Raw genomic sequence first — 21,198 nt, forward strand, 5'->3', positions numbered from 1 at the left:
TTAGTCTTAAGTCATTGCTGACTATGGACTATTGACCATCGACTATGGACTCATTCATTACCTGCTATGAGAAAGCTTCGGGCGATTAGTATCACTTGGCTATGATGTCACCACCTTTATACCTATGACCTATCAACGTAGTAGTCTGCTACGACCCTCAATGGAAGTCTCATCTTGTGGCTAGTTTCGCACTTAGATGCTTTCAGCGCTTATCTATTCCGAACGTAGCTACTCTGCAATACAGCTGGCGCCATAACAGATTCACCAGTGGTTCGTCCAACCCGGTCCTCTCGTACTAAGGTCAGCCCCACTCAAACTTCCTGCGCCCACAACAGATAGGGACCGAACTGTCTCGCGACGTTCTGAACCCAGCTCGCGTGCCACTTTAATGAGCGAACAGCTCAACCCTTGGGACCTTCTCCAGCCCCAGGATGTGACGAGCCGACATCGAGGTGCCAAACCTCCCCGTCGATATGAGCTCTTGGGGGAGATCAGCCTGTTATCCCCAGCGTACCTTTTATCCTTTGAGCGATGGCCCTTCCATGCAGAACCACCGGATCACTATATCCGTCTTTCGACCCTGCTCGGCTTGTCTGCCTCACAGTCAAGCAAGCTTATGCTATTGCACTCCCCGTACGGTTACCAAGCGTACTGAGCTTACCTTTGAAAGCCTCCGTTACCTTTTTGGAGGCGACCACCCCAGTCAAACTACCCGCCAAACAATGTCCTCCACATTATGGAGTTAGACACCAGATACAGAAAGGGTGGTATTTCAACGTTGACTAACATACTCCTAGCGAAGCATGATCACAGTCTCCCACCTATCCTACACATCCTGTAGCCGATTTCAATGTTAAGTTGTAGTGAAGGTGCATGGGGTCTTTCCGTCCCGTTGCGGGTAACCGGCGTCTTCACCGATACCACAATTTCACCGAGCTCATGGCTGAGACAGCGCCCAGATCGTTACACCATTCGTGCAGGTCGGAACTTACCCGACAAGGAATTTCGCTACCTTAGGACCGTTATAGTTACGGCCGCCGTTTACCGGGGCTTCGATTCAATGCTTCGAATTGCTCCTAACATCCCCTCTTAACCTTCCGGCACCGGGCAGGTGTCAGGCCATATACGTCATCTTTCGATTTTGCATAGCCATGTGTTTTTGTTAAACAGTCGCCTGGGCCTTTTCACTGCGGCTGATATTGCTACCAGCGCCCCTTCTCCCGAAGTTACAGGGCCATTTTGCCGAGTTCCTTAGCCATGATTCACTCGAGCACCTTAGGATTCTCTCCTCGACTACCTGTGTCGGTTTACGGTACGGGTTTTTATAACCTGAAGCTTAGCGGGTTTTCTTGGAAGTCTGATTACCTGAACTATCACATCCCCCGAAGGTTCTGCGTACTATCTGCTTTCAGCATGGTCTGCGTACTTTACTACAGTCCATATACCTACGGCATTTAACGAACTATTCCGTCAGTTCGCGTCAGTGTCACTACTCCGTCACCGCATCGCAGTTATAAAAAGTACTGGAATATTAACCAGTTGTCCATCGGCTACGCCCTTCGGCTTCACCTTAGGCCCCGACTAACCCTGATCCGATTAGCGTTGATCAGGAAACCTTAGTCTTTCGGTGGGCGGGTTTCTCTCCCGCCTTATCGTTACTTATGCCTACATTTGCTTTTCTAAGCCCTCCACAGTCAGTTACCTTCCTGCTTCACCGGAAGTTAGAATGCTCCCCTACCAGTATACATTGCTGCATAATCCATAGCTTCGGTATACCACTTGATGCCCGTTTATTATCCATGCCCGATCGCTCGACTAGTGAGCTGTTACGCACTCTTTAAATGAATGGCTGCTTCCAAGCCAACATCCTAGCTGTCTGTGCAATCGGACCTCGTTAGTTCAACTTAGTGGTAATTTAGGGACCTTAGCTGATGGTCTGGGTTCTTTCCCTCTCGGCCCTGGACCTTAGCACCCAGAGCCTCACTCCAGCGTATATTATTAAGCATTCGGAGTTTATCTGGATTTGGTAGGATTTGACTCCCCCGCACCCAATTAGTAGCTCTACCTCTTAATAACTCAACCGCCAGGCTGTTCCTAAAAACATTTCGGGGAGTACGAGCTATTTCCCAGTTTGATTAGCCTTTCACCCCTACCCACAGATCATCCGGAAACTTTTCAACGTTTATCGGTTCGGTCCTCCAGTACCTGTTACGGCACCTTCAACCTGTCCATGGGTAGATCACAAGGTTTCGCGTCTACCTCCCCTGACTATACGCCCTATTCAGACTCGCTTTCGCTTCGGATCCGTGTCTTAAACACTTAACCTTGCCAGGAAAGAGTAACTCGTAGGCTCATTATGCAAAAGGCACGCCGTCACGGATCAAGTCCGCTCCGACCGCTTGTAAGTACACGGTTTCAGGTTCTATTTCACTCCCCTGTTCGGGGTTCTTTTCACCTTTCCCTCACGGTACTGGTTCACTATCGGTCTCTCAGGAGTATTTAGCCTTACCGGATGGTGCCGGCAAATTCCCACAAGGCGTCTCCGACCTCGCGGTACTCAGGATACCACTATCCTATTATCAATTACCCGTACGCAGCTCTCATGCTCTATGGCCGGGTTTCCCACCCCGTTCCGGTTTTCTTTAATATTCATGTTGTGGTCCTATAACCCCGGTTATGCCGTAACATAGCCGGTTTGGGCTTCTTCCCTTTCGCTCGCCACTACTCAGGAAATCACTGTTGTTTTCTCTTCCTCTGCTTACTTAGATGTTTCAGTTCAGCAGGTTCGCGCATTTATGCAACTATTCTTCAAATAGTTAGGTTTCCCCATTCGGAAATCTGCGGATCAATTTATATTTGCTAATCCCCGCAGCTTATCGCAGCTTATCACGTCCTTCATCGCCTCTGAGAGCCAAGGCATCCCCCGTGTACCCTTTCTTACTTTCTTCTACCATTGCCGCCTTTTGCTCGGCACGGTATGCTTTTTGATTTCTATCGCGTTCATTGGTTCACTCGTTCATTGGTTCATTGGTATTGCTACCTCTTTACCTTTAATCTTCGTAAACTTCTGAAGCCTCAATAGTCCTCTATTGTTGTCTTCTCTTTCAATTTACTTCTTCCAATATGTCAAAGAACGTGGCCCCAACCCCTAAAGGGGCTTTTGCATTATATCCTATCCCTTTCAGGAAACGGAGGGCATGGTGGAGAATAACGGATTCGAACCGTTGACCCCCTGCGTGCAAGGCAGGTGCTCTAGCCAGCTGAGCTAATCCCCCTAAAAATGAGTCTCTAGTCCTGAGTATTTAGTCTTAAGTCTTTCGACTCTAAACTTCTGATTCCAGACTTATGACTGCCTTTATAGTAGTCCCGAGCAGATTTGAACTGCTGACCCCTACATTATCAGTGTAGTGCTCTAACCAAGCTGAGCTACAGGACTGTTTGTTATTTCGGATTTCAGATCTTCGATTTCGGATTTAACAATCGTTTTCTCGTAAATCGTAAACCGTAATTTCTTACAATCTCGTCTCCCAGATGTGCTGAGCCTAACTAATGGCTTCATCTTTTGGGTTTTCCTTTTGTTTCGTTGTAATTAGTGATGGACTGATTTAGTGAATTAGTGATTGATCTAGTTTTTCAACCTTTTCAACTACTACAACACTTTTAACCACTCCAACTAATATATAAGTAACTGGTCATGTAGATAACAGCTTCGCTGCTATGAATTTGAGAGAGTTTTTGTGGATACTGCTCCAGAAAGGAGGTATTCCAGCCACACCTTCCGGTACGGCTACCTTGTTACGACTTAGCCCCAGTTACCGACTTTACCCTAGGACGCTCCTTGCGGTTACGCACTTCAGGTACTTCCAGCTTCCATGGCTTGACGGGCGGTGTGTACAAGGCCCGGGAACGTATTCACCGCAGCATTGCTGATCTGCGATTACTAGCGAATCCAACTTCACGGGGTCGAGTTGCAGACCCCGATCCGAACTGTGAACAGCTTTTTGAGATTGGCATCCTGTTGCCAGGTAGCTGCCCTCTGTACTGCCCATTGTAGCACGTGTGTAGCCCCGGACGTAAGGGCCATGATGACTTGACGTCGTCCCCTCCTTCCTCTCTATTTGCATAGGCAGTCTGTTTAGAGTCCCCACCTTAACGTGCTGGCAACTAAACATAGGGGTTGCGCTCGTTGCGGGACTTAACCCAACACCTCACGGCACGAGCTGACGACAGCCATGCAGCACCTAGTTTCGTGTCCCGAAGGACTTGAGCGTCTCTGCTCAATTCACTAACTTTCAAGCCCGGGTAAGGTTCCTCGCGTATCATCGAATTAAACCACATGCTCCTCCGCTTGTGCGGGCCCCCGTCAATTCCTTTGAGTTTCACCCTTGCGGGCGTACTCCCCAGGTGGAATACTTAACGCTTTCGCTTTGACGCTAACTGTATATCGCTAACATCGAGTATTCATCGTTTAGGGCGTGGACTACCAGGGTATCTAATCCTGTTTGATCCCCACGCTTTCGTGCCTCAGCGTCAATCATACCATAGTAAGCTGCCTTCGCAATTGGTGTTCTGTGACATATCTATGCATTTCACCGCTACTTGTCACATTCCGCCTACCTCTAGTACATTCAAGCCCATCAGTATCAAGGGCACTGCGATAGTTGAGCTACCGTCTTTCACCCCTGACTTAACAGGCCGCCTACGCACCCTTTAAACCCAATAAATCCGGATAACGCTTGGATCCTCCGTATTACCGCGGCTGCTGGCACGGAGTTAGCCGATCCTTATTCTTACCGTACATTCAGCCTGATTCACGAATCAGGGTTTATTCCGGTACAAAAGCAGTTTACAACCCGTAGGGCCGTCTTCCTGCACGCGGCATGGCTGGTTCAGGCTTCCGCCCATTGACCAATATTCCTTACTGCTGCCTCCCGTAGGAGTCTGGTCCGTGTCTCAGTACCAGTGTGGGGGGTCATCCTCTCAGATCCCCTAAACATCGTAGCCTTGGTAAGCCATTACCTTACCAACTAGCTAATGTTCCGCATGCCCATCCTTATCCTATAAATATTTGATGAAATCACAATGCTGTGTCTTCATATTATGCGGGCTTAATCTCTCTTTCGAGAGGCTATCCCCCTGATAAGGGTAGGTTACATACGTGTTACGCACCCGTGCGCCACTCTCAAGAAAAGCAAGCTCTTCTATCCCGTCCGACTTGCATGTATTAGGCCTGCCGCTAGCGTTCATCCTGAGCCAGGATCAAACTCTCCATTGTAAAATGTTTTGTTTGTTCACTGACCCTATTATTAATAATAGAATCTGTAAAATTATGTGACCGGTAGTTTCTAATTCATGAATCACTTCATTCATCTTCGCTGATCCGTTCACTGTGTATCTTTATACAGTATCCCTTTTCTCTCTATATCATAACCGCTTTGTCTTTCGACTCCCGCTGTTACGCTACATGATTATCCAGTATCTTATAAGAACTTGACGCCTTTCTGTCTCAGTCAGGCTATATGTTTTAACACATTTTACTGTGTTTAACTTTTCAATTGTTAAGCCGGAAATCGCTTCCGAAACTCTTTGTTTTTTTGCCCCCTTGTTTTGGGACTGCAAAGGTATGAACCTTTTTTAAACTTGCAAACTTTATTTTTTTTTATTTTTAACTCTTTGTTTTTTTGCCCCCTTGTTTTGGGACTGCAAAGGTATGAACCTTTTTTAAACTTGCAAACTTTATTTTTTTTTATTTTTTGTTTGCCTTATTTCCCGTCCCCTATCCTCTTTATCTTCCTCCGTAACGGGCTGCAAAGGTACGTTTCATTTTCATTCCTGCAAATACTTTGTGCGAAAAAAGCACAGTGTAGTTGTAACACTTTGAAAATAAGCGAGAAAAATTTATGCGCAGGGGTTGGCCAATAGTGAGTATCGAGTGGGAGCGCATAACTATCCCTGTAATTTTGTAGGATATTTTATATAAGCAGGTAATTTTACCCATATAAAAATCAATATAAATTCTTCTACCTTTAATTATACATATATATAATACATCAAAAAACATGGAAAATGCCGGCAACAACTACCTATCAAGCATCAAAAAGCAATTCCGTTATTACCAATCAGTAGGCGATCGTGCTATTGCGCAGGTTAGCGAAGAGCAAATGCACTGGCAATACAACCCGGAATCAAACAGTATTGCCATTATAATAAAGCATATAGCCGGGAACTCCATTTCGCGCTGGACCGATTTCCTGACCAGCGACGGCGAAAAGGAATGGCGTAACCGCGACGAAGAGTTTGAAGATCCCGCATCATCCAAAGAAGAACTTATCGCATTATGGAACAAAGGGTGGAAATGCATGTATGACGCCATCGATCCGCTTACTGACGACGACTTACTATATACTATATATATACGTAACGAGGCGCATACCGTAATTGAGGCTATCAACCGCCAACTGGCGCATGTCCCATACCACATCGGACAGATCGTATTTATCGCCAAGATGGTTTCCGGAGAAAATTGGAATTCGTTAACCATCCCCAAAGGACAATCGAAGGCATTTAATCTTCAAAAAGTTCATAGATCATAGTTCATGGTTCAAAGTAGCGCAACGCCGGCTGGTAACAACGGCAGAAAACTGAGTTTGATTTCTTCCGCCATGAACTATGAACCATCAACCATGAACTCCACTTCCCTGTTAAAAGATGTTAAATCATACCTATATATATACATAGGGTAAAACAAGCGTTATATATTAGCAGCAAATTAACTCCCACGCAATTGGGAGTGCGTGTTATTGGCGTAAAACCATATAAAATAAATAATTGACTGATTTATAATATTCAACTATCTTTGCAAAATGTTTAAAAAACAACTAACGTTATTGGCCTGTGTAATTGCTGTACTACTTATTACATTAGGCAGTTGTAAAAGTAAATATGAAAAACTGAAGGCCAGTAACGATAATGCCAAAAAGTACTCTGAAGCTATTAAGCTATATAATAAAAGAGAGTATACCAAGGCGTTAGGTTTATTTGATGACCTGGTAACGCGTTACCGCGGGCACGAAGGTGCTGAGGACCTGTTCTATTATAACGCTTATGCGAATTATAAACTAAAGGATTACACTGCTGCAGGCTATCACTTTAAATCATTTGCCGATACTTATCCATCAAGCCCAAGAGCTGAGGAGTGCCGATTTATGTATGCCTATTGCTTGTATCTTGATTCGCCGATATATTCACTCGACCAGGCTAATACCAGCAAGGCGATAGATGGTTTACAACTTTTTATAAATCTTTATCCAAAAAGCGATCGTGTTGCGGAGGCCAGCAAACTGATCCAAACATTACGTGATAAACTTGAAAGCAAAGCCTATGCAAATGCAAAGCTTTACTTAACGATTGGCGACTTCCAGGCTGCTGTAATCGCATTTGGAAATACGTTGCGTGATTACCCTGATACCAAGTATGCAGAAGAGCTTGAATACTTAACCATCGAGGCTCAATATAAGTATGCTAAAAACAGCCGCGTAGATTTCCAGGAAGACCGTTATACCCTGGCAATTACCTGGGCTGATCAGTTTACTGAAAAATACCCGACCAGCAGATTTTTAAAGGAAACTGCTGTTTATAAAAAATACTCCCAGGATGAAATGGCCCAAAGCAAAAGGTTATTGGCTGAAGCAATGGTGAACCCAAGATTGGCTAAGAAAATAGCTGCGAAGGACACCGTGAAAGCCAGGCCGTCATCTGAAAAAGGAAACGACGATAAAAAGATCCCAAATTAAAAAAGATATGAGTAACGCTATTAACAATAACGCTAACAAACCTGCCGTAGCAAGCAGCACAGTAACCCGCGACTTACGCGAGTTAGATGTAAAAACCGACAACATTTACGAATCGCTTGTAATTATGTCGAAAAGAGCTAACCAGATCTCGAACAACGTAAAGGAAGAATTGCACCAAAAGCTTTCTGAATTTGCTTCGTCGAACGATAACCTGGAAGAAGTTTTTGAAAACCGTGAGCAAATTGAGATCTCTAAATATTACGAGAAGTTACCAAAACCATCATTGGTAGCTATCCAGGAATTTTTAGACGACAAAGTTTATTACCGCAATCCGGCTAAGGAACAATAGGCCCCCGGCCCCCTAAAGGGGGAGCGAAGAGGCTTTTTAATAATATTAAACTCCCGTACGGGAGTTTTTTTGTTTAGTTTTGAATTTCAAAAATTCCCCCTTTAGGGGGTTAGGGGGCTTATGAACATTGTTTTAGGCATTTGTGGTAGTATAGCGGCTTATAAATCGGCAACGCTGGTTAGGCTATTGGTTAAGGCCGGCGCAAACGTCAAAGTTGTGATGACTACCGATGCCACTAACTTTATTACTCCGCTAACACTCTCTACCCTTTCTAAAAACCCGGTACTGGTGGATTATTTTATCCCTGAGACCGGCGAGTGGAACAACCATGTTGAACTAGGGCTTTGGGCCGATATAATGCTGATTGCCCCCGCAAGCGCAAATACCCTGGCAAAAATGGCTAACGGGCTTTGCGATAATTTACTGATGGGTGTTTATCTTTCGGCCAAGTGCCCTGTGTATTTTGCCCCTGCTATGGACCTGGACATGTGGAAGCATACCGCCACCCAGGAGAACATCGATAAGCTGCAATCATTTGGTAATGTGTTGATCCCACCGGGCAGTGGTGAACTGGCTAGCGGGTTGCATGGCGAAGGGCGGATGGCTGAGCCTGAAGAGATAATTGCCTTTCTATCCGCAGAAATAAAAAAGAAACTTCCTTTAGCTGATAAAAAGGTGCTGGTTACTGCAGGCCCCACTTATGAGGCTATTGATCCCGTGCGTTTTATCGGCAACCATTCATCGGGAAAAATGGGCTTCGCTATTGCTGATGAACTTGCAAAGCTGGGCGCTGATGTAACGCTGATAGCAGGGCCATCGGCACAAATAAGTAAACAACTTGCTGTTAAACGTATAAACGTTACATCTGCTGCTGAAATGCTGGATGCTTGTTTACAGAATTTTGAAGGATCGCAGGTTTGTGTGATGAGCGCCGCCGTGGCCGATTATACGCCGGTTACAATCGCGCAGCAAAAAATAAAAAAGCAGGATGCCGATTTCAGCATCGACTTAAAGAAAACTACCGATATTTTAAGCAAGCTTGGCAGCCAGAAAAAGGCTGGACAAATATTGGTTGGCTTTGCACTGGAAACGGACAACGAAGAAATAAATGCAATAGACAAGCTACAGCGAAAAAATCTCGACTTTATTGTGCTAAATTCGCTAAACGACGAGGGTGCGGGTTTTAAAAAGGACACGAATAAAATAACGATCATTGACCGCGATCTGCAAAAAACAGCCTACCCTGTTAAAAGCAAGGACGAAGTTGCTCTTGATATCTGTAATAAAATTATAGCGCTATTAAATAAATGAAGGCATTTGGCATTTATATCCTGTTAATCTGCCTCAGCCTTAAGGTTGCTGCGCAAGATTTAAATGCTCACGTGCAGGTTGTTTCCCCAAAAATACAATCAACCAATAAGCGGATCTTCCAGGCACTTGAAACTGCCATGAAAGACTTTCTAAATGGACGCAAATGGAGTGCAGATGTTATTTTACCACAGGAAAGGATTGAATGTAACTTTATATTGAATATTACCACCTGGGATGGCAGCAGCAACTTTGCCGGTGAACTGCAGGTGCAATCGTCGCGACCGGTATACGGATCAACCTATACTTCAACCCTGCTGAATGTAAACGATAAGGATATTGATTTCACCTATACCGAAGGGCAAAGCATTGATTTTACAGATCAAAATTTTCAAAGCAATTTGGCATCCCTGATGGCCTTTTATGCTTATGTAGTTGTGGGTATGGATTATGATTCGTTCTCAAGGCTTGGCGGTTCGGCTTACTTTGCTGCCGCCCAAAACGTGGCAACCAATGCGCAAACATCATCAAGTAAGGGCTGGAAGGCATTTGACGGTAATAACAACCGCTATTGGCTCTCTGAAAATCTGAACAATAAGCTATATCAACCGCTCCGAAGCTTTGTTTATGATTACCACCGCAATGGGCTCGACCTGATGTCTGATAATCCGGGCAAGGGCCGCAAAGCAATCTCGGCGATTCTCCCCGTTCTCTCACAGGTCGACAGGCAGCGCCTCGGTGCCATGTTCCCGCTCGTCTTTTTCACTGCTAAAAGCGACGAATTCGTTTCTATCTTCGCCAAAACTGATCCGCAGGATAGAGTGGCGGCCATGAACATCCTAAGCCAGGCCGATCCGGCCAATGGGCTGAAGTACCAGACGCTGCAGAAATAAACCGTTGATTTTTTTTATTACGCTGATTTCGTTGATTGGACTGTTTGTGGACTAAACCGAAGCTTTCGATATAAGCTCTCAAAATCAGCGGAATCCTTTAATCAAAAAACATCAGCGATTGCAACATTCCCCCCTCCCCGTGCGTCTTTTTAAAAAAAAGTTTATAAATAATTTGCAAATACGAAATCTATCGTACATCTTTGTACGAAGAAATTCGTATAACTATTTAAAATGGAAATTAAACCAACAGAAAGCGAGCTGGAGATACTACAGGTGATCTGGAAAAAGGGTCAGTGTACTGTACGTGATGTGCATGAGGAATTGTCGAAAAACAAGGATGCCGGCTATACTACTACCCTAAAATTAATGCAGATAATGCACGACAAGGGATTGGTGGAACGCGACACCACCTCCAAAACGCATTTATACAAATCGCTGATAACCCGCGAACAAGCGCAGCAAACAGCACTTGATAAAATCATCTCGACCGTGTTTAAAGGCTCAACGTCCGATCTGGTGATCCAGGCGCTTGGTCATCACCGGGCATCAAAGGATGAGATAGACGCGATAAAGGATTATTTGAAGCAGTTTGAAGGTAGAGGCTAGAGATTAGTTGATTAGAGAGGTTAGTTAAAAAAAGAAATGCAATAAATCATAAAATTAAACGACTGGAGCCACGGGATAGTAACTAATCTCTAATCTTCAGTCTCTAATAAACTAAAATGCAAACCATATTATATAACATCAGCCAGGTTTTAGGGATCACCATCATCCACTCGTTGTGGCAGGGGTTGCTGATCTATTTTATTTTGAGGATAGCGTTTGCTGGTATCTCGTCATTAACCGCGGTTAAAAAATATAACCTGGCCATTGGTGCAATGGTGGCCATTTCTGTTTGTTTTATTTATACACTGCTAACCGAGATCAGCGATTACAGTTGGGTAACCATTAAATCGGCGCATCAACTACCACTACTCCCCTATTTAAACTTGCCAACCGGCACCCACTATCACCAGGATTGGTATTATAGCATTGCACGTTACCTGCCTTTTATATGTGCATTTTATTTTATGGGGCTGATCATAAACATTGCCCGGCTTGCTGTAGAGTGGAACAAAATCCAGCAAATCAAACTTTCCGTTTTACCGGCTGAGCAGCTGCAACAATTTGTTAATGTCTTTTCCAAAAAGCTAAATATTAACAAGTACATCACCCTTAAATTCAGTGAGCTGATTGATGTACCTTGTATGATAGGCTATTTTAAGCCGCTTATATTATTGCCAGTTTCTATTGGAACTAACCTTAGCACGGCCGAAGTTGAAGCCATTTTATTACACGAACTTTCACACATTAAACGAAACGATTACCTGGTAAACCTGCTGCAGCAAGTGATAACGGTGTTGCTTTTCTTTAACCCCTTTACCCAATTAATTAACAGGATTATAAACCAGGAACGGGAAAACGTTTGCGACGACCTGGTTGTAGAGAAGACTGGTGAACCTTTGATATATGCACAAGCCTTAATAAAGCTTGAAGAGGCCCGCAAATCTAATCTGCAACTGGCGCTTGCCGCAACCGGACCAAAATTCCAGTTACTAAACAGAATTGAAAGAATTATGAAAACTAAAAAACACATGGCCAGCATGCGCCATTTGATCATAGCGCTGTTTTTACTTGCCGGCACCCTTAGTTGTATTGCATGGTTTAACCCGAAAGCGGCCATCGCAAAGGCAAAGTTGACCAAGGTAATATCAGCAGATACGCTTATTGACTCAACACAGTATAATTTACTTGCTGACACTACAAAACATAAATACAAAGCCAAGAGTAAGGTAATTGCTAAAAACAGGAGGCAAAAAGTTAAGACTGAAAAGGCGTCTTCATCAAACAAAACAGAAATATACGATGATAATTTTTATAGCGATGACGCACCTGATTCCGTAAAAAGGTATTTCAACAGCCCTGAATGGAAGGCGCAAATGGAAGCTATGCGCAAGCAAGGCGAAGAAATGCGAAAAAAATTCAATAGCCCGGAATGGAAGAGCCAAATGGAAGCTATGCGCAAGCAGGGTGAGGAAATGAATAAAAAATTCAGAAGTGCGGAATGGAAAAATCAAATGCTAGCCATGCGAAAACAAGGCGAGGAGATGAGGAAGAAGTTCGACAGCCCGGAGTGGAAAAATCAGATGCTTGCCATGCAAAAACAAGGCGAGGAAATGAGAAAGCATTTCGACAGCCCCGAATGGAAAAACCAGGTGGAAACGATGAGGAAACAGGGTGAAGAAATGCAGAAGAAATTCAATAGCCCTGAATGGAAAAGCCAAATGGAAGTTATGAAGAAACAGGGCGAGTTGATGAAAAAACATTTCGACAGCCCTGAATGGAAAAAGCAAGTGGAAGTGATGAAGAAACAAGGCGAAGAAATGCAGAAGAAATTCAACAGCCCGGAGTGGAAAAACCAAATGGAGGTGATGAAGAAACAGGGTGAGCTAATGAAGAAGCAATTCGACAGCCCTGAGTGGAAAAACCAGATGGAACAGATAAAGAAGCAGGGCGAATTGATGAGGAAACAATTTGACAGCCCGGAATGGAGAAACAAAATAAAAAACAGAAAATGGATCATGCGTGATTCGGTTGGTAAATCGCGCACCTACACTCCTGAAAAAGATAGCACAACCGACAAGGAGCAACCTGTTAAAGAAGACCAGCAATAATTTAATAACCGCCAGGATTTAAATACGATGCAAAACACGCTATATAATATCAGCCAGGTTTTGGGGATAACTATCATCCATTCCTTATGGCAAGGGCTATTAATTTACTTTGTATTGAAGCTGGCGCTGATGTTTTCGGCGCAGTTATCGGCATCCAAAAAATACCTGATGGCGCTGATAAGCCTGTTTGCTATAACCGGTTGGTTTGGTTATACCCTTATCGGCGAGATAAATATTTACAACTGGCTTGCGGTGGCGCCCACAAAGCTATCGGCAATGCCATTGTTGACAGAACTGCCATCTGGTATAGCGCGGTTTAATGATCAAACCATCCGCTATTATTATAGTGTTGAAGAGTACCTGCCCTACATAACCGCCATTTACATCGTGGGTTTAATATTTAACACCGGCAAACTGGTTATGGCGCGCAAAAAAATAAATGCCATTAAGCAGGGCTTGACCATTGACATTCGGCTAAGGCAAACGGTGAACAAATTTACTGCAATGCTGAATATCAGTAAGGAAGTAAAAGCCGGGTTGAGCAAAATGGTTGATGTACCCTGCATGGTGGGTTACTTTAAACCGGTTATCCTGCTGCCGTTTAGCCTGGCTACTTTTTTATCAGCGGAAGAAATTGAGGCCATATTGTTACACGAGCTGGCCCACATAAAACGAAACGATTACCTGGTAAATATGCTACAGCAGGTAATATCCATACTGTTATTTTTTAATCCCTGTGCGCAACTGATCAACAGGATTATAAACGAAGAACGTGAGAATTGCTGCGACGACCTGGTTGTAGAGGCCACCGCAGACCCTATCATCTACGCGAAGGCTTTATTAAAGCTGGAGCAAACCCGCCAAAACGACTGGCAGCTAGCGCTGGCCGCAACAGGCAAAAAGTACCATTTATTAAACAGAATTGAACGTATCATGAAAACTAAAAAACAAATACCCAGCCTGCGCCCAACCCTGTTGGCCATGCTTATATTAACCGTGGGCATAGGCGCCATGGCCCTGCTTAAACCTGAAATAGCGCAAGGGAAGATCTCTGTAAAGGCAATTACCCCGATAATAGAACACCTGCTTGCCGACACCGGTCGTAAGGCAGTTGCCAAAAAAGCGGTGCATACACAAGCGCATGCTACAAAAAAAGCTGTTCATAAAATGCAAAGCGATGCTCATGTCAACGACGAGAGCGACGATGCGATGAGCTATTCTGATGATGAAAACAATAGCAAAATGGCAGCCCTAAGTGCCGAGATTCAAAAACATTCGCAGGCAATTTCTGCTTACTACCAAAGCGCTGAATTTAAAGACGCGCAGCGGAAAATAGAAGACGACGGTAAAGCAATGCAGGATTTTTATAATCGCCCGGAGTTGAAAAAGATGCAGGAAGATTTGCAGGCAGCAAGTCGTGATTATTCAAAGAATTTTGGACCGGATGATAAGATGCGGGCCATTACTGAACAAATGGGCGAAAAAGGCCGCAAGATAGGGGCCTACTATAGCACGCCTGAATTCAAGAAGTTGAACAGCGATCTGAAAAAGAAATATGGCATCCCTGAAACCAACTATTACTATGATGACAGGGACAAAAAGAGCGATAACTACAAAAAATACCAGGCCGAATTGGAAACCCACATCCCCGCAGATATTAAAATAACGCAGGATGACCTGGAAAAAATGGGCAAGCAGGTAAGTGCGCACTACGATTCGCCTGAGGCAAAAGAACAGAACCGCCGGGTACAGGCCCTGGGCGACAGTTTGCGCAAAGCCTATGAGAACCCCGAAATAAAGGAAAAACAAAAGGAAATGGAAAGGCTTGGCAGGCAAATGAGCGGCTACCAGGACAACGAACAAATAAGGAACGAACAACGCCTGCTACAGCAAGCGGTTAAAAAGATGACTGCCTATGAGCGCAGTCCTCAATACAGGAAGTACCTGAAATCGAAAATGAATTTCAGCTATAACTTCAATTACGATTCTGACGAAAAGCCGGAGAAAGTTGAAAAGACTGAAAAGGCAGAGCGGAAAGAAAAACGGGAGAAAACTGAAAAGGCCGAAAAAGTTGAAAAGGTAGAGAAATCCGAAAAGTCTGAAGATGAGTAATTAATCAGTTATATTAGGTTGAAAAGGTTTTGCTTGGCAGGATAAGACCAACTTAATCAACCAATCAGTTATTCACCAATCAACTAAAACACGTAATTTAGTATCCTCAAAACAGGGGATACTTTTTTTATGCTTCAGAAGCTCAGCATCAGTAATTACGCGTTGATTGACAACCTCGAAATCAGTTTCGATAGTGGTTTAAATATCCTTACGGGCGAAACCGGCGCGGGTAAATCTATCATTTTGGGTGCACTTTCGCTTATTTTAGGTCAGCGGGCCGAGAGCCGTTATTTTTTTAACCAGCAGAAAAAATGCGTTATCGAAGGCACATTTAAAATTGGCGCGTTTCATTTAAAGCAGTTTTTTGAGGATAACGACCTGGATTACGAAGCTGAAACCGTTTTAAGGCGCGAGATCTCTGCCGATGGAAAATCAAGAGCTTTTGTAAACGATACACCTGTAAACTTAAACTCGCTCAAGGCTTTGGGCGAAAGGCTGATTGATATCCATTCGCAACATGCCACACTTGAAATAAATGACCCCGAGTTTCAATTATTAGTAGTTGATGCCGTCGCCAAACATGACGATTTGCTGAATGAATATCGTACAAAATTCAGGGCTTATAAAAAATCGACATCCAAACTTCAGCAACTAATTGAGGAAAGCGACAAAGCAAAAGCCGACCTGGATTATTACCAGTTCCAGTTTGATGAATTGGAAAAAGCAGAACTTTCTGCGGACGAACAGGAGCTACTAGAGCAGGAATTATATTCGCTCAATAATGCCGGGGAGATCAAACGCAATCTTCTTGGCGCCTTTTACCTGATGGAAGAGGGCGAAACATCTGCCATTATTCAATTACGCGAAGCCGGGCATCAGCTTTTAGCCCTGGAAAAATTCAACCCGCAAATTGCAGAACTCCACCAACGCCTGAACAGCGCGGTGATCGAGCTAAAAGATATTGCCGCCGAAATAGAAACTATCGAGCAGCGCACCCATACCAATGAAGCCCGCGCTGAAGAAGTAAATGCCAGGCTGAGCATTATCTATATCCTGCAAAAAAAACACCGTGTAAATACCAATGCAGAGCTGTTACAATTACAGGATGAGCTTTCAAATAAAATTCAGCAAGCAGTTTTCGGCGACGAAGCAATCGAGAAATTAAAGACCCAGCTTGAAGCCGACAAAAAGGAACTTGAAAACTTAGCCGGCCAGTTATCAGCTAATCGTAAAAAAGCCTTACCTGCCATCGAAAAACAAGTGTTGGAAACCCTCGCTGAAATGGGAATGAACAATTCCAATCTCAAAATCGAACTTTCTACAACCGCAGGACATAACTCCCCTTTAGGGGGTTTGGGGGCTAACGGGCTCGATATTGTTAAATTCCTCTTTACTGCAAATAAAGGTCATGCCTTATCTGAAATGAGCAAGGTGGCCTCGGGTGGTGAGCTTTCCAGGTTGATGCTGAGCATAAAATCGTTGATCGCACAAAATACGGCACTACCGACCATAATTTTTGATGAGATAGATACCGGCGTTTCCGGAGAAGTTGCCAACCAGGTTGGACAGATAATGGAAAAGCTGGCAGCCAATTTACAAGTGATCACCATTACCCACCTACCGCAAATCGCCAGCAAGGGTCAAAGCCATTATTTTGTTTATAAGGATGATGATGCCGCAACCACCTATACCCGTATTAAGCAATTAAATAAGGATGAACGCGTTTTGGAAATTGCCAAAATGCTAAGTGGTGATAAACCCGGAGAAAGCGCGTTACAGAATGCAAGGGAGTTGCTGGGGTAATTTACTATCATTATGACGGTGTAGTGAGGGATTTACCCGTCACGTCATTGCGAGGAACGAAGCAACCTCTACTCAGGACAATCAGGAACCTTTGTGCTTTTAGTGCCCTTATACCCGCCTGATTAGTTACCACATTACTTTTCACTCTCGTGCATGCATGGCTTAGAGATTGCTTCGAAGCTGGTTGCGAGCAACCAGCCTCGCAATGACGATGTGGTGAGATACGCTCCTACTCCAACAACTGCTGATTAACCACTTCAAGCCTGCTAATAATTTCATTAACTGCCTGTCGTTGCTTTTTTGCCGCTTTAACCCGTACATAAAACCAATTAAAGGCCATCCATGCAAATGTGATTCCATAAGCCAATATTTTAAACAACAAACTCCCTCTTCCTGCATACTCTATCATATAAAGGAAAATACCTATCGATAGGAAAATAAAATATGCGCTTAGCATCTGATTGTTTATAAATTCCTGCTTTTGCTTAATTCGCAGCATCTGCTCCAAAAACTGGTGGCTGTCGGTTTCTTCATCCGTTTTAGCCAATAACGGGAACATCTGGTTGGTTGAGATCAAAAAGAATATGATCGCAAGGATCACCAGCGTTAGCCCGATTTTGGTAGTGATGAGTTCCGGTTGGTAATGCCACCAGATATATATCATAAATATGATGGTTAACGATAATATGATATTTCCCCGCCAGATCTTGTTGCGGGTTTTGCGGTTGAGCTGATTTGCCTTTGCAAAAATTTCACTTACATCCGGTGCATTGGCCTTGCCACGATTCCAGAGTTCCTTAAAATCGATATTATTGCTCATATTGTTTAAATTTTTGAGTCAGCTTTTCCTTTATCCTGTAGATCTTTACCCTAACGTTACTCTCTGACAAGCCGGTTATTTTGGCTATTTCCGCCTGCTTTACATCTTCCAGTTCGAGGGAGATAATGATACGGTCGGTTTCCGGGAGCTCAGCTATACATTTATACAGGAATTTGCTTTGCCATTCTTTATCGGGCTCGGATATATCTTCGATTTGCTCGGGCAGTTCGGTTTTAGGCATCCGGCTTTGGCGTTCAATCTGACGCAGGCAATTGTTTGATGCTATCCGGTAGATCCAGGTGCCTATGGCAGATTCATTGCGGAACGTCGGCAGCTTTTTCCAAATGATGATGAAGATCTCCTGTGCAATATCCTTAGCAAGGTCGGCATCATTAACATAACCCATGCAGATCCTGAATACTTTGTTCCAATATTCACGGTAAATATCTTCAAATACCATAAGTTTTATTTACTGGCTGATGGAGGTAATTTACCTTATTTCGCCCTATGTTTTGGCTGTTAGATACGGGGACGGTTAAAATGCTACAGGACGATAGGATTTATTTTTTAGATTAATTTTATCAGCGCTGCCAAAATTCTCAATACCAATAATTAATTTTAATTTTATCGCGCTAAATAAAATCATCAAAATGGCTTACAACTTATTAAAAGGTAAAAAAGGAATAATTTTCGGCGCTCTTAATGAGCAATCAATCGCCTGGAAGGTGGCACAGCGCGCCGTACAGGAAGGTGCAGAAATTATTTTGAGCAATGCTCCTATCGCTTTACGCATGGGCGAATTAAATAAACTGGGCGAAGAATGTAATGCCCCTATTGTTGGTGCCGATGTTACCAATAACGATGACCTGGTTAACCTGTTCACAAAAAGCCAGGAGCATTTTGGCGGAGGTGTTGATTTTATCCTGCACTCTATAGGGATGAGCGTTAATGTGCGCAAAGGCATTCCTTATCCTGAAAACAATTACGATTTTACCCACAAGGGTTTAGATATATCCGCACTCAGCTTGCACCGCGTATTACAAACTGCCATGAAAATGGATGCGATAAATGAATGGGGATCAGTATTGGCCCTAACTTATATAGCCGCACAGCGTGTATTCCCTGATTACAATGATATGGCTGATAATAAAGCATATTTAGAAAGCATAGCCCGCAGCTTTGGTTATTACTATGGTAAAAAGAAGCATGTGCGCATCAATACAATCTCGCAATCACCAACCCGTACTACTGCAGGCTCAGGTGTTAAGGGTTTTGACGGCTTTATAAACTACGCCGAAAAAATGAGCCCGCTTGGCAATGCCGATGCAGACCAATGTGCAGACTATTGCGTAAGCATGTTCTCTGACCTTACCAAAATGGTTACCATGCAAAACCTCTTCCACGATGGTGGTTTCTCCTTTACCGGCGTAACCCAGGAAGTGATTGAGCAGATGGAAAAATAGGCTAGCTAATTAGAGACTAGTGATTAGAGATTAGTTGGGATTAGTTAATTAGAGTACAGCGACTAGAGATTAGTTAGAAACCGCGAAATTCTCAAGATAAATTCAAGCAAAAAGCCCTTGCAATTACTTTGCAAGGGCTTTTTGCTTTGAGGACAGGAACTAATCTCAAATCTCTAATCGCTAGCCGCTAGTTCGAAGCCACTAATATTATTTTAGCTTTAATAACATCAGTTGGCTTAATAGCTGTTGCACCATCAGGCGACTGCGCATAGATTGCTACGCTGCCCGCATTATAGGTATAACTAAATGATGTACCCGCAAATACTTCGGGTAATTGCTCATAGACTTCATCAGAAGGGTTTGTTGTAGGATAGTAAATAGAAACCAATACACCGCCATAGTGATTGAAGTTAGGATCAAGCTCTTTAACATCGATCTGGGCTGAATACGATTTTCCATCAGTCGACAATACCCAATCAGAAGGGTTTATCGTAGCAAATAAAGTTTCGTTGGGGTTCGGTGTGATGTACTTTTTTGTACATGAAGATGCTGCAGCCATTACTATAATGCAGCCAATGATTGATAAGAATTTTTTCATACGAGTGTTTTGTTGTTTATACTAAGAACAACGTTTTTTAAAAAGGTTTAATATGATTTTGAACTTTTTTTACGTTGAAAAAATATTTCATCAATTTGATAATATTCAGCTGCTTGCGTCAGGCAAATAAATTTAATTGAAAAATATTTTTTTACATTTACAAAACTAACATTTTAGTTATTTTAAAATTGATAAAATCATTTTTTCTTTTCCTGTTTTTATTGCCGTTTACCTGCCTGGCGCAATATGTTATTACCGGAAAGGTTATAAACAGCGCTGATAAAACGCCGGTTGCAAACGCCAGTGTGTTTTTAAACAATGCTGCGGTGGGAACCAAAACCGATGAGCACGGTGCATTTACCTTAACAGGGGTGCGGCAGGGTCAATATGACCTGGTGGTATCAATACTGAGCTTTGAACCATCGCACCAAAATATTATAGTAAACAACGATATTAAATTACCGGTCATTGAATTGGTGCCAAAGGTAATGATGCTGCAGGAGGTGCGCATTAAACCTAAAACAAATTGGGCAAAGGATTATGAAAAATTTAAGCGCCTGTTTTTTGGCAATTCAGATTTTGCAAGTAAATGTAAGATTGTAAACAAAGGGTTGCCTGATATCCTCAACCTGGATTATGATCCGGAAGCAGGTGTATTTACCGCCAGCTCCAATGATTACCTGGAAATCGAAAATAAGGCATTGGGTTATCGGATCAGGTATCTTTTGGCGAAGCTTGTAAGCGACCAAAGAACGGGGATAAACTACTACGAAGGAACCTCGGCGTTCGAGGATCTAAAAGGGTCGGAATCTCAAATGCGGAAGTGGAAAAAGAACCGGTTAGCCGCTTACGAGGGTTCAAGCATGCATTTTTTAAGATCGACGGTTTCTAATACCATTACACACGAAGGATTTAAAGTATTGCGGCTTATCAGTAAATCCGGCTCGGCTAACAAAAATTCAATTAGCCACAGTTTTCGTACGCTGGTCTCCATCCCGCTGAACGACAGCGATTTTGTAAGGCAAACAGATGTTAAGGGCGAATATGCCTTAACGTTTAAAGACAACCTGTATGTTATGTACAATAAAAAACGATCACATCTTGGCAATACGCCAACCGCTGAATGGGCATCGAGTAAACAATGGGATGATGCACTGATCACCACATTAATCTTCAATGAGCCTTATTCGTTTTTTGATAATAACGGGATCATAATAAACCCTACCAGTGTAATATTCGACGGTAATTGGGGCCAAAGACTGGTAGCTGATCTCTTGCCTGTTGATTATGTGCCGGCGTTAGATAACTAGAGGTTAGAGACTGGAGATTAGTTCCTGTACTTACG

The 21,198-nt window shown here is 43.4% G+C and carries 14 protein-coding genes, 2 tRNA genes and 2 rRNA genes; 11 read left to right on the plus strand and 7 right to left on the minus strand.

Annotated features, from left to right (window positions below; all coding sequences use genetic code 11):
* Positions 1-66: 66 nt before the first annotated feature.
* The 4 genes from KXD93_RS12190 to KXD93_RS12205 all read right to left on the minus strand — a co-directional run bounded on the left by KXD93_RS12190 (position 67) and on the right by KXD93_RS12205 (position 5,275).
* Positions 67-2,947 (minus strand): 23S ribosomal RNA (locus KXD93_RS12190).
* A gap of 251 nt (positions 2,948-3,198) precedes the next feature.
* Positions 3,199-3,275: transfer RNA gene (locus tag KXD93_RS12195), tRNA-Ala, on the minus strand.
* A gap of 86 nt (positions 3,276-3,361) precedes the next feature.
* Positions 3,362-3,436 (minus strand) — tRNA-Ile (locus KXD93_RS12200).
* Positions 3,437-3,753: 317 nt separating this feature from the next.
* Positions 3,754-5,275 (minus strand): 16S ribosomal RNA (locus KXD93_RS12205).
* Together the 16S and 23S rRNA genes with 2 tRNA genes alongside form the textbook arrangement of a ribosomal RNA operon.
* A 784-nt stretch (positions 5,276-6,059) precedes the next feature.
* On the opposite strand from KXD93_RS12205, the gene KXD93_RS12210 reads away from it, so the two are divergent.
* The 9 genes from KXD93_RS12210 to recN all read left to right on the plus strand — a co-directional run bounded on the left by KXD93_RS12210 (position 6,060) and on the right by recN (position 16,972).
* Entirely contained in the window at positions 6,060-6,593 is a 534-nt protein-coding gene (locus tag KXD93_RS12210) for a DUF1572 domain-containing protein (protein WP_258137391.1), read from the plus strand.
* A gap of 270 nt (positions 6,594-6,863) precedes the next feature.
* Complete coding sequence (locus tag KXD93_RS12215; RefSeq protein WP_258137392.1) at positions 6,864-7,793, plus strand: outer membrane protein assembly factor BamD; 930 nt, start codon at positions 6,864-6,866, stop codon at positions 7,791-7,793.
* 7 nt (positions 7,794-7,800) lie between these two features.
* Entirely contained in the window at positions 7,801-8,142 is a 342-nt protein-coding gene (locus KXD93_RS12220; protein WP_258137393.1) for a DNA-directed RNA polymerase subunit omega, read from the plus strand.
* A gap of 120 nt (positions 8,143-8,262) precedes the next feature.
* Complete coding sequence (coaBC, locus tag KXD93_RS12225; RefSeq protein ID WP_258137394.1) at positions 8,263-9,453, plus strand: bifunctional phosphopantothenoylcysteine decarboxylase/phosphopantothenate--cysteine ligase CoaBC; 1,191 nt, start codon at positions 8,263-8,265, stop codon at positions 9,451-9,453.
* Positions 9,450-10,343 (plus strand): type IX secretion system protein PorD, encoded by an 894-nt coding sequence (porD, locus tag KXD93_RS12230; protein WP_258137395.1) that lies wholly within the window; start codon positions 9,450-9,452, stop codon positions 10,341-10,343. The genes coaBC and porD overlap by 4 nt, the downstream gene beginning before the upstream one ends.
* A 231-nt stretch (positions 10,344-10,574) precedes the next feature.
* Positions 10,575-10,949 carry a BlaI/MecI/CopY family transcriptional regulator gene (locus KXD93_RS12235; RefSeq protein WP_258137396.1) on the plus strand — a complete coding sequence of 125 codons (375 nt, stop codon included), beginning with the start codon at positions 10,575-10,577 and terminating at the stop codon, positions 10,947-10,949.
* Positions 10,950-11,065: 116 nt separating this feature from the next.
* Positions 11,066-13,057: a M56 family metallopeptidase gene (locus KXD93_RS12240; RefSeq protein ID WP_258137397.1), complete on the plus strand. Its 1,992-nt coding sequence runs from the start codon at positions 11,066-11,068 to the stop codon at positions 13,055-13,057.
* A 27-nt stretch (positions 13,058-13,084) separates the two neighbouring features.
* Positions 13,085-15,169: a M56 family metallopeptidase gene (locus KXD93_RS12245; RefSeq protein WP_258137398.1), complete on the plus strand. Its 2,085-nt coding sequence runs from the start codon at positions 13,085-13,087 to the stop codon at positions 15,167-15,169.
* A 129-nt stretch (positions 15,170-15,298) separates the two neighbouring features.
* Positions 15,299-16,972 carry a DNA repair protein RecN gene (gene recN / locus KXD93_RS12250; protein ID WP_258137399.1) on the plus strand — a complete coding sequence of 558 codons (1,674 nt, stop codon included), beginning with the start codon at positions 15,299-15,301 and terminating at the stop codon, positions 16,970-16,972.
* Positions 16,973-17,201: 229 nt separating this feature from the next.
* Here the strand turns inward: recN and KXD93_RS12255 are convergent, their stop codons facing one another.
* Positions 17,202-17,792 (minus strand): hypothetical protein, encoded by a 591-nt coding sequence (locus KXD93_RS12255; RefSeq protein ID WP_258137400.1) that lies wholly within the window; start codon positions 17,790-17,792, stop codon positions 17,202-17,204.
* A complete protein-coding gene (locus tag KXD93_RS12260) occupies positions 17,782-18,252 on the minus strand; it encodes an RNA polymerase sigma factor (RefSeq protein ID WP_258137401.1) in 471 nt (156 codons plus the stop codon). Before KXD93_RS12260 ends, KXD93_RS12255 begins: the two co-directional genes overlap by 11 nt.
* Positions 18,253-18,442: 190 nt before the next feature.
* Here KXD93_RS12260 and KXD93_RS12265 point away from each other — a divergent pair, with 190 nt between their 5' ends.
* On the plus strand, positions 18,443-19,255 hold the full coding sequence (locus KXD93_RS12265) for an enoyl-ACP reductase FabI (RefSeq protein ID WP_258137402.1): 813 nt from the start codon (positions 18,443-18,445) through the stop codon (positions 19,253-19,255).
* 187 nt (positions 19,256-19,442) lie between these two features.
* On the opposite strand, the gene KXD93_RS12270 is transcribed toward KXD93_RS12265, so the two are convergent.
* Complete coding sequence (locus tag KXD93_RS12270) at positions 19,443-19,853, minus strand: hypothetical protein (protein ID WP_258137403.1); 411 nt, start codon at positions 19,851-19,853, stop codon at positions 19,443-19,445.
* 188 nt (positions 19,854-20,041) lie between these two features.
* Here KXD93_RS12270 and KXD93_RS12275 point away from each other — a divergent pair, with 188 nt between their 5' ends.
* Complete coding sequence (locus KXD93_RS12275; protein ID WP_258137404.1) at positions 20,042-21,163, plus strand: carboxypeptidase-like regulatory domain-containing protein; 1,122 nt, start codon at positions 20,042-20,044, stop codon at positions 21,161-21,163.
* Positions 21,164-21,198 lie beyond the last annotated feature (35 nt).

The sequence above is a fragment of the Mucilaginibacter phenanthrenivorans genome (assembly GCF_024721155.1).
GTDB classification, from domain to species: domain Bacteria; phylum Bacteroidota; class Bacteroidia; order Sphingobacteriales; family Sphingobacteriaceae; genus Mucilaginibacter; species Mucilaginibacter phenanthrenivorans.

Bases quoted from the DNA above. Each gene is read 5' to 3' on its own strand.
- KXD93_RS12255 (WP_258137400.1), bottom strand. From the start codon at position 17,792: ATGAGCAATAATATCGATTTTAAGGAACTCTGGAATCGTGGCAAGGCC.
- KXD93_RS12210 (WP_258137391.1), top strand. From the start codon at position 6,060: ATGGAAAATGCCGGCAACAACTACCTATCAAGCATCAAAAAGCAATTC.
- KXD93_RS12235 (WP_258137396.1), top strand. From the start codon at position 10,575: ATGGAAATTAAACCAACAGAAAGCGAGCTGGAGATACTACAGGTGATC.
- recN (WP_258137399.1), top strand. From the start codon at position 15,299: ATGCTTCAGAAGCTCAGCATCAGTAATTACGCGTTGATTGACAACCTC.
- KXD93_RS12265 (WP_258137402.1), top strand. From the start codon at position 18,443: ATGGCTTACAACTTATTAAAAGGTAAAAAAGGAATAATTTTCGGCGCT.
- KXD93_RS12215 (WP_258137392.1), top strand. From the start codon at position 6,864: ATGTTTAAAAAACAACTAACGTTATTGGCCTGTGTAATTGCTGTACTA.
- coaBC (WP_258137394.1), top strand. From the start codon at position 8,263: ATGAACATTGTTTTAGGCATTTGTGGTAGTATAGCGGCTTATAAATCG.
- KXD93_RS12270 (WP_258137403.1), bottom strand. From the start codon at position 19,853: ATGAAAAAATTCTTATCAATCATTGGCTGCATTATAGTAATGGCTGCA.
- porD (WP_258137395.1), top strand. From the start codon at position 9,450: ATGAAGGCATTTGGCATTTATATCCTGTTAATCTGCCTCAGCCTTAAG.
- KXD93_RS12245 (WP_258137398.1), top strand. From the start codon at position 13,085: ATGCAAAACACGCTATATAATATCAGCCAGGTTTTGGGGATAACTATC.
- KXD93_RS12240 (WP_258137397.1), top strand. From the start codon at position 11,066: ATGCAAACCATATTATATAACATCAGCCAGGTTTTAGGGATCACCATC.
- KXD93_RS12260 (WP_258137401.1), bottom strand. From the start codon at position 18,252: ATGGTATTTGAAGATATTTACCGTGAATATTGGAACAAAGTATTCAGG.
- KXD93_RS12220 (WP_258137393.1), top strand. From the start codon at position 7,801: ATGAGTAACGCTATTAACAATAACGCTAACAAACCTGCCGTAGCAAGC.